The sequence below is a fragment of the Achromobacter sp. MUI-25009338 genome (genome assembly GCF_057359325.1).
Map to the genome: position 1 here is coordinate 3360934 of NZ_CM170627.1, position 16375 is coordinate 3377308.

At 70.1% G+C, this 16375-nt stretch carries 15 protein-coding genes; 2 read left to right on the forward strand and 13 right to left on the reverse strand.

Annotated features, from left to right (window positions below; genetic code table 11):
* Positions 1-37: 37 nt before the first annotated feature.
* Positions 38-2029: a PEP/pyruvate-binding domain-containing protein gene (locus AC1IQ6_RS15895; protein WP_485864916.1), complete on the forward strand. Its 1992-nt coding sequence runs from the start codon at positions 38-40 to the stop codon at positions 2027-2029.
* A 16-nt stretch (positions 2030-2045) separates the two neighbouring features.
* Here the strand turns inward: AC1IQ6_RS15895 and lpdA are convergent, their stop codons facing one another.
* The 12 genes from lpdA to AC1IQ6_RS15955 all read right to left on the reverse strand — a co-directional run bounded on the left by lpdA (position 2046) and on the right by AC1IQ6_RS15955 (position 14869).
* The gene (gene lpdA, locus AC1IQ6_RS15900; RefSeq protein ID WP_485864917.1) at positions 2046-3446 is read right to left on the reverse strand and encodes a dihydrolipoyl dehydrogenase; all 1401 of its coding nucleotides are present in this window, start codon (positions 3444-3446) and stop codon (positions 2046-2048) included.
* Positions 3447-3448: 2 nt separating this feature from the next.
* On the reverse strand, positions 3449-4768 hold the full coding sequence (locus AC1IQ6_RS15905) for a dihydrolipoamide acetyltransferase family protein (RefSeq protein WP_485864918.1): 1320 nt from the start codon (positions 4766-4768) through the stop codon (positions 3449-3451).
* A 3-nt stretch (positions 4769-4771) separates the two neighbouring features.
* Positions 4772-5815, reverse strand: coding sequence for an alpha-ketoacid dehydrogenase subunit beta (locus AC1IQ6_RS15910; protein ID WP_102770831.1), 1044 nt, complete (start codon positions 5813-5815; stop codon positions 4772-4774).
* Between the two features lie 2 nt (positions 5816-5817).
* Positions 5818-7050 (reverse strand): 3-methyl-2-oxobutanoate dehydrogenase (2-methylpropanoyl-transferring) subunit alpha, encoded by a 1233-nt coding sequence (locus AC1IQ6_RS15915; RefSeq protein ID WP_102770830.1) that lies wholly within the window; start codon positions 7048-7050, stop codon positions 5818-5820.
* Between the two features lie 229 nt (positions 7051-7279).
* A complete protein-coding gene (locus AC1IQ6_RS15920) occupies positions 7280-8662 on the reverse strand; it encodes an amidase (protein ID WP_485864919.1) in 1383 nt (460 codons plus the stop codon).
* 52 nt (positions 8663-8714) lie between these two features.
* Positions 8715-9455, reverse strand: a complete 741-nt coding sequence (locus AC1IQ6_RS15925; protein ID WP_485864920.1) for an SDR family NAD(P)-dependent oxidoreductase — start codon at positions 9453-9455, stop codon at positions 8715-8717.
* Complete coding sequence (locus AC1IQ6_RS15930; RefSeq protein ID WP_102770827.1) at positions 9455-10201, reverse strand: SDR family NAD(P)-dependent oxidoreductase; 747 nt, start codon at positions 10199-10201, stop codon at positions 9455-9457. The genes AC1IQ6_RS15925 and AC1IQ6_RS15930 overlap by 1 nt, the downstream gene beginning before the upstream one ends.
* Positions 10198-11016, reverse strand: a complete 819-nt coding sequence (locus AC1IQ6_RS15935; protein ID WP_111825333.1) for a polysaccharide deacetylase family protein — start codon at positions 11014-11016, stop codon at positions 10198-10200. The genes AC1IQ6_RS15930 and AC1IQ6_RS15935 overlap by 4 nt, the downstream gene beginning before the upstream one ends.
* A gap of 9 nt (positions 11017-11025) precedes the next feature.
* Positions 11026-11817, reverse strand: coding sequence for an ABC transporter permease (locus AC1IQ6_RS15940; RefSeq protein ID WP_102770825.1), 792 nt, complete (start codon positions 11815-11817; stop codon positions 11026-11028).
* Positions 11814-12722, reverse strand: a complete 909-nt coding sequence (locus AC1IQ6_RS15945; protein ID WP_102770824.1) for an ABC transporter permease — start codon at positions 12720-12722, stop codon at positions 11814-11816. The genes AC1IQ6_RS15940 and AC1IQ6_RS15945 overlap by 4 nt, the downstream gene beginning before the upstream one ends.
* A complete protein-coding gene (locus tag AC1IQ6_RS15950) occupies positions 12719-13810 on the reverse strand; it encodes an ABC transporter ATP-binding protein (protein WP_102770823.1) in 1092 nt (363 codons plus the stop codon). Before AC1IQ6_RS15950 ends, AC1IQ6_RS15945 begins: the two co-directional genes overlap by 4 nt.
* A 24-nt stretch (positions 13811-13834) precedes the next feature.
* Positions 13835-14869 carry an ABC transporter substrate-binding protein gene (locus tag AC1IQ6_RS15955; protein ID WP_102770822.1) on the reverse strand — a complete coding sequence of 345 codons (1035 nt, stop codon included), beginning with the start codon at positions 14867-14869 and terminating at the stop codon, positions 13835-13837.
* A gap of 202 nt (positions 14870-15071) precedes the next feature.
* Here AC1IQ6_RS15955 and AC1IQ6_RS15960 point away from each other — a divergent pair, with 202 nt between their 5' ends.
* Positions 15072-15665, forward strand: coding sequence for a MarR family winged helix-turn-helix transcriptional regulator (locus tag AC1IQ6_RS15960; protein ID WP_485864921.1), 594 nt, complete (start codon positions 15072-15074; stop codon positions 15663-15665).
* Positions 15666-15725: 60 nt separating this feature from the next.
* On the opposite strand, the gene AC1IQ6_RS15965 is transcribed toward AC1IQ6_RS15960, so the two are convergent.
* Positions 15726-16319: a nitroreductase family protein gene (locus AC1IQ6_RS15965; RefSeq protein ID WP_111825335.1), complete on the reverse strand. Its 594-nt coding sequence runs from the start codon at positions 16317-16319 to the stop codon at positions 15726-15728.
* Positions 16320-16375: the final 56 nt, after the last annotated feature.

The following is a 16375-nucleotide window of genomic DNA, read 5'->3' on the forward strand; positions in this document are numbered from 1 at the left end:
TATCATCCCGGCTTTCCGTATTCATGGTGCGCAAAGCATGGGCTTGCCGCGTGCGCGACCCGGGCGTGGTCCGCTGTCTACCTCCCTCATCGCCTGCCTGTTGCTCGCGCCGCTGCCGCCGGCCCAGGCCCAGACGGCCCGCAAGCCCTCGCCCTACGAGAACCCGCAGCAGCTGCGGATAGAGGGCGCGCCCGCGCCGGCCGCCCAGGCGCCCCGGGCCGGGCCGCCGTCGCTCGCCAGAATCGGCGACCAGGCCGAATTCGCCGGCCTGGCCCGCGTCTACAACCCCGGCACGCCGCTGGAAATCCCCCACGTGCTGTTCGTGATCGACCGCGACCGCGCCAACCGCCTCTACTTCATCGACACGCCGCGCTACGCGCTGCACGAGAATTTCGTGCGCCAGCGCGGCCTGATGCCGGGTATGGACAGGGCGACCCTGATCGCGCAATACAAGGACCCGAAGCGGCGTTTCCTTTTCGGCACGCTGAGCTGGCAGCGCGACCTGCCCGGCTACACCTACGAATTCTGGGAAGGCGACCGGCTCACGCCCGAGCTGCTGGCCCTGGCCGACGCCACGCTGCGTCCGGCCTTCTACGAGGCGCTGCGCTTCAAGACCAATTCCACGCTGCACGAGGACACGGCCCGGCGCGCCGGCCTGGACTACGTCACGCAGGAAACGCTGCTGCGCGAACAGACCTTCCTGCCCTTGAACACCGGCCGCGCGCAGGGCCGGCTGCGCATCGTCGCGTCGGTGGACCGGGCCACGGACCTCTCGCCCACCGACATCGTGGTGCTGGACGAGGTGCCCGTGGCGCTGCCGCCGGTGGCCGGACTGGTCACGCAACGGCCCTCCACCCTGCTCTCGCACGTCAACCTGCTGGCCAAGGGCTGGCGCATCCCCAACGCCTACGTGCGCGACGCCGTCGCGGCGCTGCGCAAGCACGACGGCCAGTGGGTCGAACTGACGGTGGCGGGCAACGGCTACCAGGTCACGCCCATCGAGGCGCCGGCCGCGGTCGAGCGCCCGCGGGCGGCCCGCGCCCTGCCCAGGCCCGACCTGACGGTGCGCGCGCCGCAGCCGCTGGACGCGCTGGCCGCGCGCGACAGCCGTTATTGCGGCGTCAAGGCGGCCAACCTCGGCGCCCTGAAGAAAGCCCTGCCGCCCCTGGCCGGCGTGCCCGACGGCTATTGCATTCCCTATGCCCAGTACGCCGCCTTCATGGCGCAGCTGGACGTCCCCGGCCGCGTCGCCGCGCTGGAACGGCGCGCCGATTTCGCCAGCGACGCCCAGGTCCGGCGCAATGAACTGGCCGCGCTGCGGCAATACATCGAGCAGGCCCGGCCCGACGCCGCGCAGGCCGAAGCCTGGCGCAAGCTCTGGCAGACCCGCCTGCAGGGCCGCGGCGTGTTCGTGCGCAGCTCGTCCAATTCCGAAGACCTGCCCGGCTTCAGCGGCGCGGGCCTGTACACCACCGTGCCCAACGTGACGCAGGCCGATGCGCTCACGCGCGCGGTGCTGGCGGTCTGGGCCTCGGTCTACAACTTCGAGGCCTACGAGGCGCGCCGCGCCGCCGGCATCGGCGACGACGCGGTGACGATGGCGGTGCTGGTGCAATTGGCCGCGCCCTCGGACAGCTCGGGCGTGATGATCACGCGCGACCCGTTCGACGCCGGCAGGCGCCACGTGACCTATATCTCCGCCAAGCGCGGGCTGGGCATCAAGGTGGTCGAAGGCAGGCGCCAGGCCGAACAGGTGATGTATTCGAGCTGGTCCAAGGCGGTGCAGGTGCTGACGCGTTCGGCCGAAGACACCAAGCTGGTGGCCGACGCCGCCGGCGGCGTGCGCGAAGTGCCGGTGGCCGGCGACCGCCAGGTGCTGGACGACGCGCTGGTCGCGCGCCTGGCGGCCGTGGGCCGGCGGGTCAAGCAGGCGCTGGGCGGCCGCGCCGACCAGGACATCGAATGGGCCGTGGTGGGCGACGACATCCTGGTCCTGCAGGCGCGGCCGTATATCGACGGCGGCCGCTAGCCGCCGCGCCTTCCCGCTAAATGTGCAGCGCGTGCCCCAGGGCCTTGAGCGCCGCCTCCTGGACCGCTTCGCCCAGGGTGGGATGGGCGTGGATGGTGCCGGCCACGTCTTCCAGCGTCGCGCCCATTTCCAGCGACTGCGAGAACGCCGCCGCCAGTTCGGATACGCCGCGCCCCACGGCCTGCCAGCCCACCACCAGGTGGTTGTCGCGCCGCGCCACCACGCGCACGAAACCGTCGGTGGATTCCAGCGTCATGGCCCGGCCGTTGGCGGCGAACGGGAACGACGCCGACAGGCAGTCCAGCCCTGCGCGCTCGGCCTCGGCCGGCGACAGGCCCGACACCACCACCTCGGGATCGGTGAAGCACACGGCCGGGATCGAGGCCGGCGTGAAGTGGCGGCGCTTGCCCGCGATCACTTCCGCGACCATCTCGCCCTGCGCCATGGCGCGGTGCGCCAGCATCGGCTCGCCGGCGATGTCGCCGATGGCCCAGACGTCGCGCATGGAAGTGCGGCACTGGTCGTCGATGCGCAGCGCATTGCCCTTGCGGTCGAGCTGCAGGCTTTCCAGCCCCCAGCCCTGCGTGCGCGGACGCCGTCCCACCGCGATCAGCACGCGGTCGGCCGGCAGCTGGGTTTCGGCGCCGGCGGCGTCCTGCACCCGCACGGCGTTGCCCGCGCCGTTCAGGCCCAGCACCTTCCGGCCCAGGTGCAGTTCGACGCCCATCTTCGCCAGCGCGGTGGCCACGGGCTTGGTGAGCTCCGCGTCGTAGGTGGGCAGGATGCGGTCCTGCGCCTCGACCACGGCCACTTCCGCGCCCAGCTTGCGGTACACGGTGCCCAGTTCCAGCCCGATATAGCCGCCGCCGACCACCACCAGCTTCTTGGGGATGTCGGCGGGCGACAACGCCTCGGTGGACGAGACCACCATGCCGCCGAACGGCACGGAAGGCAGCGGCGTGGGCTCGGAGCCGGCCGCCAGCAGCAGGTGTTCGCACTGGATGCGCACGCTGCCCGCGGCGGTCTCGACCTGGGCGGTCTTGCCGTCCACCAGGTGCGCCCAGCCCTGCACCACTTCCACGCCGTTTTTCTTCAGGAGCGCGGCCACGCCGCCGGTCAGCCTGCCGACGATGCCGTCCTTCCACGCCACGGTGCGCGCCACGTCGATGGATGGATTGGAGACCGAGATGCCCAGCGCCAAGCCGTCGGCGTAATGGCGCGCTTTTTCGTATTCCTCGGCCGCGTGGATCAGCGCCTTGGACGGAATGCAGCCGATGTTCAGGCAGGTACCGCCCAGGCGCTCGCCCTCCACCAGGATGGTGGGCACGCCGAGCTGGCCGGCGCGGATCGCGGCCACGTAGCCGCCGGGGCCGCCGCCGATCACGAGCAGGGTTGTCGTCTTGGTTGTCTGGCTCATGCTTACTCCACGAAAAGCATAGCGGGCTGCTCGAGCAGCGCGCGCACGGCCTGGATGAAACGCGCGGCGTCCATGCCGTCGACCACGCGGTGGTCGAAGGACGACGACAGGTTCATCAGCTTGCGCGCCACCACTGCGCCGTTGCGGATGGCCGGGCGTTCGACGATGCGGTTCACGCCCACGATGCCGACCTCGGGATGGTTGATGACCGGCGTGGTCACGATGCCGCCCAGCGGCCCCAGGCTGGTGATGGTGATGGTCGAGCCCGACAGTTCGTCGCGCCCGGCGCTGCCGTCGCGCACGGCCTGCGCCAGCCGCGCGATCTCGGCCGCCATCGACCACAGGTCGCGCGCCTCGGCGTGGCGCATGACCGGCACCATCAGCCCGCCGTCGCTTTGCGTGGCGATGCCGATGTGCACGGCGCCGTAGCGCGTCACCACGCCGGCCTCGTCGTCGTAGCGCGCATTGATCTGCGGGAAGTCGCGCAGCGCCACCACCATGGCGCGCGCCAATAGCGGCAGCAGCGTGAGCTTGCCGCGCGACTCGCCCCATTTCTGGTTGAGCTGCGCGCGCAGGTCTTCGAGTTCGGTCACGTCGATTTCCTCGACGTAGCTGAAATGCGGAATGCGGCGCTTGGACTCCGCCATCTTCTGCGCGATCTTGCGGCGCAGGCCGATGACCGGCACGTTCTCTTCGTCGTTGCGCTCGGCGTAAGCCGCGCCCCCGCGGGCCAGGGTCGCGCCGCCCTGCCCTTGCAGGTACGCGTCCAGGTCTTCGTGCAGGATGCGGCCGGCCGGGCCGCTGCCCGGCACGTAGCGCAGTTCTATGCCGAGATCCCAGGCGCGCTTGCGCACCGCGGGCGAAGCCAGCGGCTTCTCGCCGGGCTGGCGCGCGACGGCAGCGCCGGCCTGGCGCGCCGGCCGGGATGCGGCCGGCTGAGCGGCCGGCGGCTTGGGCGCGGCCGGCGCCGTTTCAACCGCCGGTTTCGCCGTTTCGCGGGGCGCCTCGGCGGCAGCCGCCTGCGGCGCCGCGGCGGGCTTGGCCGGCGGCGCTTCCGCGCCCGGCTTGACGTTGCCTTCGCCTTCCACTTCCAGGCGGATCAGTTCGCCGCCCACGGCCATGACCTGGCCGACTTCGCCGCCCAGCGACACCACGCGGCCGACGACCGGAGACGGGATCTCCACCGTGGCCTTGTCGGTCATCACGTCGGCCAGCGGCTGGTCCTCTGCGACGCTGTCGCCGACCTTGACGTGCCAGCCCACCAGTTCGACTTCCGCGATGCCTTCGCCGATGTCGGGCATCTTGATGATATGAATACCCATCGCTCAACCCTCCATCGCGCGCTTGAATGCTTCCCCTACGCGGCGCGGGCCGGGGAAGTAGGCCCATTCCTGGGCGTGCGGATACGGCGTGTCCCAGCCGGTCACGCGCTCGACGGGCGCCTCCAGGTGATGGAAGCAGTGCTCCTGCACCAGCGAAATCAGTTCGGCGCCAAAGCCGCAGGTGCGCGTGGCCTCGTGCACCACCACGCAACGGCCGGTCTTTTTCACCGAATTGACGATGGCGTCCAGGTCCAGCGGCCACAGGCTGCGCAGGTCGATCACTTCGGCGTCGATGCCGGTCTCCTCGGCCGCGGCCACCGACACGTGCACCGTGGTGCCATAGGTCAGCACCGTCAGTTCGGCGCCCGGGCGCACCACCGCGGCGCTGTCCAGCGGCACGGTGTAGTAGCCGGTGGGCACCACGCTGCCGGGACGCCCGGTCCAGGGCGTGACGGGACGGTCGTGGTGGCCGTCGAACGGGCCGTTGTACAGGCGCTTGGGCTCCAGGAAGATCACCGGATCGTCGTTCTCGATGGCCGCGATCAGCAGGCCCTTGGCATCGTAGGGATTGGAGGGCATCACGGTGCGCAGGCCGCAGACCTGCGTGAACATGGCCTCGGGGCTCTGGCTGTGCGTCTGGCCGCCGTAGATCCCGCCGCCGCAGGGCATGCGGATGGTCATGGGCGCGATGAACTCGCCCACCGAGCGGTAGCGCAGGCGCGCGGCCTCGGACACGATCTGGTCCGAAGCCGGATAGAAGTAGTCGGCGAACTGGATCTCGCAGACCGGACGCAGGCCGTAGGCGCCCATGCCCACGGCCACGCCGACGATGCCGCCTTCGGAGATCGGCGTGTCGAACACGCGCGAACTGCCGTACTTGGCCTGCAGGCCTTCGGTGCAGCGGAACACGCCGCCGAAATAACCCACGTCCTGGCCGAACACCACCACGTTGTTGTCGCGCTCCAGCATGACGTCCATGGCCGAGCGCAAAGCCTGGATCATGGTCATCGACGCGGACGCCGGACCGATTTTGTTATCGATTGCCATGGTCAGACTCCGAGCTGCTGGCGCTGCCGGCGCAGGTGCTCCGGCATGTCCTTGTACACGTCTTCGAAAATGCTGGCGGCGCTGGGGACGTGGCCGTCGACCAGCGTGCCGTAGCTTTCGGCTTCCTTCTGGGCGGCCAGGATCTCGGCGTCGAGTTCGGCGCGCACGGCGTCGTGCTCGGCGTCGGACCAGATGCCCCGCAGGATCAGGTGCTTCTTGAAGCGCTCGATCGGATCGCCCAGCGGGAAGTGGCTCCAGTCGTCGCCGGGGCGGTACTTGGAAGGATCGTCGGAAGTGGAGTGCGGACCGGCCCGGTAGGTGACCCATTCGATCAGGGTCGGGCCCAGGTTGCGGCGGGCGCGTTCGGCGGCCCAGCGCGAGGCCGAATACACGGCCAGGAAATCGTTGCCGTCCACCCGCAGCGAAGCGATGCCGCAGCCCACGCCGCGGCCGGCGAAGGTGGCGCCTTCGCCGCCGGCGATCGCCTGGAAGGTGGAAATGGCCCACTGGTTGTTGACCACGTTCAGGATCACCGGCGCGCGGTACACATGGGCGAAGGTCAGCGCGGTGTGAAAGTCGGCCTCGGCCGTGGCGCCGTCGCCGATCCAGCCGGAGGCGATGCGCGTGTCGCCCTTGATGGCCGAGGCCATGCCCCAGCCCACCGCCTGGATGAACTGCGTGGCCAGGTTGCCCGAGATGCTGAAGAAGCCGCGTTCGCGGTCCGAGTACATCACCGGCAGCTGGCGGCCCTTGAGCGGATCGCGCTCGTTGGACATGAGCTGGCACATCATGGTGACCAGCGAGACGTCGCGCGCCAGCAGGATGCTCTGCTGGCGGTACGTCGGAAAGCACATGTCGCCCTGTTCCAGCGCCAGCGCATGCGCCGAGCCTATGGCCTCCTCGCCCAGGCTCTGCATGTAGAACGAGATCTTCTTCTTGCGCTGCGCGGTCAGCATGCGCCCGTCGAAGATGCGCGTCTTCAGCATGGTCCGCATGCCGGCGCGCAGCAGATCGTCGCTGACCTCCGGCGCCCACGGACCGACGGCGCGGCCTTCGTCGTCGATGACCCGTATCAGGCTGTAGGCCAGCCCGCCGGTGTCGACCGCGGCAACGTCAATGGGGGGTTTGGGCACGTCGCCGGCCGGCGACAGGCGTAGATAGGAAAAGTCGGTCTTGCAACCCGGCCGCCCCGTGGGCTCCGGGACGTGCAACTTCAATGGCCCGTACTGGCTCATGTAATGTCTCCACGCTTGATCGTGTCATGCGTTTATTTTTGCCACGGACGCCGCCCAAGGAGGTAGCCTCGGACCGCGTCATCGCCGGCTTGGCCGCGCAGTGATGATCGCAGCCAGCCGGTTAAAGACAATAGCACAGCCGCCCGCGCCATAGACAGACCCGCATGAAGACTGGCGTTGCAGGCCGTTTTTGCCCCGCAACCCAATGGCGGCGGCGGGCGGCGCTCCGCTAGCCGGCGAGCAGGCGCTCCAGCCTTGCGGCCACGCCCAGCAGCCGGGTGTCTTCGTGCCAGCGGCCGCAAAGCTGCAGGCCTATCGGCAAGCCGCCCGGCGAACGGCCGCAAGGCATGGACAGCGCAGGATGGCCCGTGAGGTTCATGGGATAGGTGTACGGATACCAGGCCCCGCGGATGGTGCCGGCCGGCTTGCCGGCGATCTCGACGATGCCGTTGGGGTCCTGCTCCACCGGCAGCGGCGGCGCGGACACCGTGGGCGACACCAGCACGTCGTGCCGCTCGAACACCGCCTGCAGCGCGCCGAAGGCCTGGGTGCGCGCCGCCACCGCTTCCAGCAGCGCGGCCGCGCCATGCCGCCGGCCGCGCTCCACCGTCGCCACCAGGGAGGGGTCGAGGCGGTCGCGGAAGGCCTCCAGCCGGTCGCCCACGCGCGACGCCGTCACCGCCTCCAGGATGACCAGGAAGTGTTTTTCCAGCGACACGAAATCCAGCGACACCGGCTCCACGTGCGCGCCGTCTTCCTGCATCAGGCGCACGGCCGCGTCGGTGGCCGCCAGCACTTCCGGGGCCACCGGATTGCCGCAGGAAGGCAGATAGGCGACCCGCAGGCCGGCCAGCGTGGCGCGCGCCGGGGCGGCTGCCGGCAGGTCGAGCTGGCCATAGGGATCGCGCCGGTCCGCGCCCTGCAGCACGCCATACAGCAAGGCGGTGTCGGCGACGTTGCGCGCCATCGGGCCCACGTAGGAATTCGCGCCGAACAGGTCGGCCGGCTGCAGATTGGGAATGGCGCCCAGCGTGGCCTTCATGCCCACGATGCCGCAGCACGAGGCCGGAATCCGGATCGAGCCGCCGCCGTCGGTGCCCAGCGCCAGCGGCCCCATGCCGGCCGCCACGGCCACCGCCGCGCCGCCGCTGGAAGCGCCGCAGGTGTAGCGCGGGTCGACGGGGTTGAGCGTGCGCCCGAACAGCGGCGCGTCCGTGCTCTGCTTGTGGCCGAACTCCGGCGTGGTGGTCTTGCCGATCAGGATCGCGCCCGCCGCCTTCACGCGCGCCACGGCCACGGCGTCTTCGCGCGGCACGAAGTCTTCGTACAGGGCCGAGCCCATCGTGGTGCGCACGCCGGCGGTCAGGGTCAGGTCCTTGACCGAGTACGGCACGCCGTGCAGCGGCCCCAGCGCGTCGCCGCGGCGCACCGCCGCCTCGGCCGCGCGGGCGGCGGCCAGCGCCGATTCGGCGGTCACGGTGATGAAGGCGTTCAGGTCGGCGCGCGCCGCGATGCGGTCCAGCGCCGCCGTCACGGCCTCCACCGGGGATACCTGCCCGCCGCGGATCGCCGCGGCCAGGGCCACCGCGTCCATGCCAGTCAATTCGTCCATCGCCTTTTCTCCTCTAGGGCCTGTTCACACTAAAAGGATCCACGCACAGGCCCTAGACCATCCAGCGGCCGCCGTCGATCAGCAAGGTCTGTCCCGTGATGAAGCGCGCCTCGTCAGAGGCCAGGAAGGCCACGGCCGCCGCCACGTCGTCCGGCTCGCCGACGAAGCCCGCCGGCGTCTGCGCCACGATGCGCGCCAGGATGGCCGGCGACAGGCGCTCGTGCGCGCGCGTGCGCACCGCCCCGGGACACACGGCGTTGACCGTGACGCCGGCGGGCGCCAGTTCGCGCGCCAGCGAGCGCGTGAATCCGACCACGCCCATCTTGGCGGCCGCGTAGTCGGCCAGGCCGGCGTCGCCGGCGAACGCGGCGTCGCTGCTCATGTTCACGATGCGCCCGTAGCCGCGCGCCCGCATGCCCGGGGCGACCAGCCGCGAGGCGCGCATCGCCGTCAGCAGCGACACCTCCAGCACGAAGCGCCAGGTCGCTTCCTCCGATTGCGCGAACGGCCCGGAGCGCTCGCGCGCGCTTTGCCCCACGTTGTTGAACAGCACGTCCGGCGGACCCAGCCCGGCCTCGACGCGGGCGAAGAAGTCCTCCATCACCGCGCCCGAGGTGCAGTCGCCCTCGACGGCGAGGCTGGCGCGCCCTTCCCGCCTGGCCTCTTCCACATCGAGATCGAGCACCGCGACCCGCGCGCCCAGCGCCGCGAAACGCCGGACCGCGGCCGCGCCTATGCCCTGCCCGCCGCCGGTCACGACGACCGTCCTGCCTTCGAACTGCGCGCCGGGCATCAATGGAAGCTCCGGCCGCCGTCCACCGCCAGGGTCGCCCCGGTGATGTAGCTTGCGCCGGCTCCGCTGAGAAACAGGATGGCCTCGGCCAGCTCTTCCGGCTGCGCGATGCGCCCCAGCGCGTAGCGCGCCCGGATGGCGGCCAGGCCGGCCTGCGGATCGGGCTGGTCCTCGTAGCTGGAACGGAACAGCGGCGTGTCCACCGCGCCCGGGCAGACGGTGGCGACCCGGATGCCGTAGGCGGCCAGCTCCATCGCCAGCACCTTGCCGAACATATTGACCCCGGCCTTGGCGGCGCAATAGGCGCTGCGCCCGGACAAGGGGCTGAGGCCGGCCGCCGAAGACACGTTGACGATGCTGCCGCCGCCCGCCTGCTTCAGGTAGGGCACGCTGGCGCGGCACACGTGCATGGGGCCGCTGAGGTTCACGGAAAGCACCCGGTTCCAGTCCGCGTCCTGCATGGATTCCAGGTCCGCGCGCAGGTCTATGCCGGCGCAGTTGACCACGCCGTCGATGCCGTCCAGCGCGCCGGCCGCCTCGCGCACGGCCTGCTCGACGGCCGCGCTGTCGGTCACGTCGCAGGCCAGCGCGGCGGCCAGGGGCAGTTCGCGGCCGGCCTCGGCCAGCGCCGCGGCATCGCGGTCCAGGATCGCCACCGCCGCGCCCTGGTCCGCGGCCAGGCGCGCGAACGCCAGCCCGATGCCGCTGGCCCCGCCCGCCACCAGGTAGCGCCGCCGCGCGCTCATGCCGCGCTCCGCAGCCGCGGCCGGATGTCGTCGGTGATCACGTCGCAGCGGTCTATCCAGACCCGCTCGTGCGCCTTGGCGTAGCGGATCATCTCGTCCAGCACGTACAGGCGCGAGGGCTGGCCGATGATCTCGGGATGCATGCCCAGCATCATCATGCGGTCCTCGGCGTACAGCAGGTCGAACTCGCGCTTCCAGGCCTCCAGCACCGCCGAAGGCGACTGCATCGTGCGCCCCGGCAGCACGATCGAATACTGAAAAAACGGCGCATCGTCCAGCACCCAGCGAAACGGCAGCTCCACGATGTCCGTGGACTGCCCGCCGATCTCCAGCAGGTAGGGAGAATCGTCGTCGAAGAAGTTCGACGAATAATCGAAGCCGTACTCGCGGATCAGGTCCAGCGTGATTTCGCTGAACTCGGCCGCCGGCGAGCGCCAGCCGCGCGGCCGGTAGCCGGCGGTGCGCACCAGCGCGTCCATGCCCCGCTCCATTTCCTCGCGCTCTTCCTGCGGCGTCAGGTTGACGATCCAGCGGTGCGTATGGCTGTGGTGGGCCACCTCGTGGCCCTGGTCGACGATGGCGCGGACCATGTCCGGATGCGCCAGCGCCACCACGCCCGGCACGAAGAACGTGGCGCGGACCTCGTGGCGCGCCAGCAGCGCCAGCACGCGCGGCACGCCGACCTTCCAGCCGTACGCCCCCTGCGACATCAGGATGGGGCGTTTGGCGTAGGCGGCGTCGCGCGCCGTCCACATGGTCTCGGCGTCCACGTCGAACGTCAGGAACAAAGGGAAACCCTTACTCGTCACGGACATTGCCGCTCCTTACACATGCTTGTGAAAACCCGTCCAGCGCTCGGCGAGCACCAGGGCGACGCCCGTCACCAGGATGAGCAGCGCGGAGACCGCCGCCACCGACGGGTCCACGCCCTGCTCCACCGACGTGAAAATCTTGACCGGCAGCGTGTTCTGGCTGGCCGACAGCAGGAACACCGACACCGGCACGTTGTCCAGCGAGGTGATGAAGGCGAACAGGCCGCCGGCCACCAGGCCCGGCTTGAGCAGCGGCAGCGTGACCAGCCGGAACGCCTCCAGGCGCCCCGCGCCGAGCACGCAGGCCGCGTCCTCCAGGGCCTCGTCGGCCGACGCCAGGCTGGCGAGGCTGGCGCGCACCACGTAGGGCGCGGTGATGACCACGTGGGCCAGCCACAGGCCGACGCCGCTGCCGCGCAGGCCCACGGCCGCGTAGTACTGCAGCAGCGCCACGCCCAGCACCACCGACGGAAGCACCAGCGGGGCCATGAACAGCGAATTCAGCCAGGCCGCGCCCGGCACCATGCGGCGCTGGATGGCGCAGGCGCCGGCCAGGCCCAGCGCCAGCGACGCGGCGGTCGAGCCGGCCGCCAGCCACAGGCTGGTCCAGGCCGCCTCCAGGTAGTCGGGATCGCTCAGGGCGGCATCGAACCATTTCAAGGTCAGCCCTTTCGGCGGCAGGGTCAGGTAGGCCGTGTCGCTGAAGGCGGCCAGCACCACCACCAGCACCGGCACCTGCAAAAACAGCACGACCAGGAAGGCGACGCCGGTCAGCACCGGCCCGCTGGCGCGGCGTTCGTTCATGATTCGCCTCCCCAGCGCTTGAGCATCCGGCTGGACACGGCTATCACCGCCAGCGTCAGCGCCGTCAGCGTGAACGCCATCGCCGCGCCGGACGGCCAGTCCAGCGTCAGCAGGAAATCGTCGTAGATCATGGTGGCCATGACCTTGTAGGTCGGCCCGCCCAGCATGCGGGGCGTGACCAGGGCGCTGATGGTCAGCACGAACACCATGATGGAGCCGGCCAGGATGCCGTGCGCCGTCAGCGGCAGCGTCACCGACACGAAGGTGCGCAGCCGGCCGGCCTGCAGGGTGTAGGCCGCGTCGCGCAGGTCGCGCGGCACGGCCTGGATCACGGGCACCAGCATCAGCACCATGAAGGGCAGGAAGATATGGGTCATGCCCACCAGCACGCCGGTCAGGTTGAACATCAGCTTGAGCGGACGCTCGATCAGCCCCAGGTCGATCAGCGCGTTGTTCAGCAGGCCACGGTTCGACAGCAGCGCGATCCAGCCGAACGAGCGCACCACCAGGTTCAGCAGCATGGGAAAGATGACCAGCAGGGTCAGCGCCAGCTTCAGGCGCGGCCGCGCATGCGCGATGACCCAGGCCAGCGGATAGCCCAGCAGCAGGCACAGCGCCGTCACGCCCAGGCCCAGCCCCAGGCTGCGCAGGATGACTTCGCGGTAGAACGGGTCGGTGACCAGCCGGGTGTAGTTGCCCAGCGTGTAGCCCTCGCCGATGCCCGAACCCGGGACGTATTCGCGCAGGCTGAGCGGCAGCATGAACAGCGCGGGCCCGACGAAGGCCAGCAGCAGCACCAGCAGCAGGGGCGACGCGAGCAGCGCACCCGCCGAACGCCGGCTGATCGCCGCGCCTTCGCGCCGCGCTTGCGGGTATCCGCCCTCCAGGCGGCCGGACAGGTTCATGCCGCGGCCTCCGCGCCGGCGCGGCGCGTGGCGTACACGTGCTGCGGCCGCACGCCCAGCCATACCTCCACGCCGGCCTCCAGGCCGGACTGCGGGCCGTTGGTCGGCGTGTCGGCGATGATTTCGCCGCCGCCGCGCAGCGCCACCACGTACTGGACCCGCGCCCCCACGAACGAGCGCAGCGCGATGGTGCCCGGCAGGCCGGCGCCGGCGGCGTTTTTCAAGGGCTGTATGGAAATGTCCTCCTGGCGCAGCACCACGTCCAGCGCATCGCCGGCCGCCAGGCCCTCGGCGCGTTCCACCGGCAGGCGGTGCCCGCCGGGCAGCTCGGCCTGCGGGCCGCCGCCGTCCATCGCCAGGCGGCCCTGCAACCGGTTGGGCCGGCCGATGAAGCCGGCCACGAAGCCGGTGGCGGGCCGGTGGTAAATGGCCTCGGGGGTGTCGAACTGCTGCACCACGCCGCCGGCCAGCACACAGACCCGGTCGGACATGCTCATGGCCTCGGTCTGGTCGTGCGTGACGAACAGCGTCGTGATGCCGACTTCGCGCTGCAGGCGCTTGAGCTCGATCTGCATCTCGTCGCGCAGCACGGCGTCCAGGTTGGACAGCGGCTCGTCGAACAGCAGGATGCTGGGACGCGGCGCAATCGAGCGCGCCACCGCCACGCGCTGCTGCTGGCCGCCCGAGAGCTGCCGCGGCATGCGCTCGCCCAGGCCCGACAGGCGCACGCTGGCCAGGGCCTGTTCGACGCGGGCGCGCAGGCCGGCTCCGTCGATGCCCTGGCGGCGCAGGCCGAAGGCCACGTTCTCGAACACGGTCATGTGCGGAAACAGCGCGTACGACTGGAACACCAGCCCCACCTGGCGCCGGTTGGGCGGCAGCCGCGTGATGTCGCGGTCGTCGACCAGGATGCGGCCGCTGGTCGGCGCGATCAGGCCCGCCACCATGCGCAGCACGGTGGTCTTGCCGCAGCCCGACGGGCCCAGCAGGGAGACGAACTCGCCGTCCTTGACCGACAGCGATATGCCGGCGGCGGCCGTGTGGCCCTCATAGCGCTTTTCCAGGCGCTCCAGTGTCAATGCAGGCATGATTGGACCCCGTGTTGCGGCGCTTCAGCGCGCGACCTCGCGCTGCCAGCGGCCGACCCAGGCCGGCATGCCGCGCGCCACCGCCGCCGGATCGGGCAGCCACAGCTCGTCGAAATGCTTGCCCACCGCGACGATGCGCGAGGCCTTCTCCGACAACCGCACCTCGGTGTTGACCGGCCCCGCGTACTTTTTCTCGGCAAAGCAGGTCTGCACCTCTTTGGACAGCAGCGCGTCGATGTACTGCGTGGCCAGTTCAGTCTGCTTGCTGCCCTTGGGAATCGCCACCGACGGCAGGATGCCCACCGCGCCCTCCTCGGGATAGACCACGGCCAACGGCAGGCCGCTGTCTATGGCGGAACCGGCGCGGTCCGAATACCAGACCGCCACCGCGATTTCCTTTCGCTCGAAGAGCGACACGATCTGGTCGGCCTGGGTATAGAGCAGCGCCGAGGCCCGCGCCAGCGGCGCGATGGCCGCGAAACCGGGGTCCAGATTGTCCAGCGTGCCGCCGCGCATCCGGTTCAGCGCCAGCAGGAACTGCGAGCCGGCCGTGCCGCTGATGTCGCCTATCGCGAGCTTGCCTTCATAGGCCGGATCGGCCAGGTCGTTCCAGGATTTGGGCGGCGTCTTGACCTGGGTGGTGTCGTAGACGATGACGGTCGAGCCCGTCATGAAGCTCACGTAGTAAGGGGATTCGCCGTCGAAGGCGGACGGCGCGACCGACTTGGCGTTGGCGAGGCGGGCGCGGTCGATGGGTTCGAGCAGCTTCTCGTTCCTGAGCTGGGTGGCCAGCGAATTGTCCAGGTACACCACGTCGAAGTCCGACTTGCCGCCGGTGGCGCGGACCGCGGCGGCGAACTGCGCCGAGCTGCCCAGCTTGGTGCGTACCCGGGCGCCGGTTTTCTTCTCGAAGGCCTTGATCTGGCATTCGCGCGAGGCGTCCAGGAACGAACCGCCGAAAAGCCCCACCACCAGATCGGCCGCGTGCGTCTGCCCTGCCCAAGCGAACATGCCCACCACGGCGGCGCATGCAAGCGCCTTGGAAATCCTGACGTCCATGAAACCTCCTCGCGGGAAGATGGCCGGGGCCCTCGTCGTGACAAAATTGCCAAGCGTAGCCCTCGGTATTTGGTGCTTACGAGGAATTTATCTTTTTGAAAAGATATCATCAATGAGGGTTTTCACGCTGCTTGCAAAGGCTGGCGGGAATGCGTTAAATGCTTCTCCAGACAGGACAGACCCGGCGATCCCGGACGCATCCATGAAGCATCGCGACACCCCTACGCAGACCGCGGCCGACACCGCCGCGCCCTATTCCCATCTCGACCCCGACGACGACCTCATCGGCCGCGGCATTGCCCAATGGCGGCGCGAACGGCCGGACATCGACAGCTCGGGCAAGGAAGTCGTGGGCCGGCTGATCCGGCTGGAAGAAGTGGTGCTGCGCGCCATCAACGCGTCGCAGGAGCCTTACGGCCTGAAGTACATCGAGTACGCCGTGCTGACCACCTTGCGGGTGGACGGCGCGCCCTACTGTCTGGCGCCCTCGCAATTGCAGGCGCGGCTGCTGTGCAGTTCGGGCGGGCTGTCCAATATTCTCAAGCGGCTGGAAGGCCAGGGCCTGGTGCGCCGCGAGGTGGACAAGGCCGACCGCCGCGGCGTGCTGGTCACGCTGACCACCAAGGGCAGGCACCTGGCCGACAAGGCCATGCCTGCGCACGCGCGCGCCGAACAGGAACTGCTGGCCATGTTCTCGCCGCAGGAGCGCGAGGTGCTGGCGCGCCTGCTCAGCCGGATGCTGGTGGTCAACGCCCCCGAGCTGGGCCGCGCGCCCGAGGCCGAGGCCCAGGCCTGAGGCTTGCCCGCGGGCATGAAAAAACCGGCCCAGCGGGCCGGTTCGTGGCGGGCTGGCCGATCAGGCCGGGCCGTTCCATTCCGTGACGAACTCGCGGAAATCCGGGCGGTTGGCCGGCGGCACCGCGCAAGCCGGCGTGCCGATGGCCAGGAAACCCAGGAAACGGTAATCCAGCGCGTCCAGGCCCAGCGCGTTCTGCACGTCTTCCACGTAAGTGCCGATGCCGGTGCTCCAGAACGCGGCGTAGCCCAGCATGTGCACGGCGTTCAGCATGTTCATGGTGGCCGCGCCGGTGGCCAGCAGCTGCTCCTGCTCGGGAATCTTGGTGTTGTCGTGCGCGATCTTCTGCGCCACGGCAACGAACAGCGGCACGCCGGCCATCCATTCGCGCACCGACTTTTCCTTTTCGGGCGTCATGCGGGGATCGCCGCTGCGCTTGACGGCGTCGAGCGCCAGGTCGGCCAGCTTGCCGATGGCCTCGCCGCGGATCACCACGAAGCGCCACGGACGCAGCGCGCCGTGGTCGGGCGCCGACATGGCGGCCTGCAGGATCTGTTCGAGTTCCTCGGGTTTGGGCGCCGGGGCGCGCAGAAACTTGAAGGAACGGCGGGAGGTCAGGGCGTGCAGCGGCGTGGCGGTCTGGGTAAGGGTCATGGGTTCCTGCGCAAATAGGAAAGAAACATATTCTCATAGTACGCGATGGGCGCGGC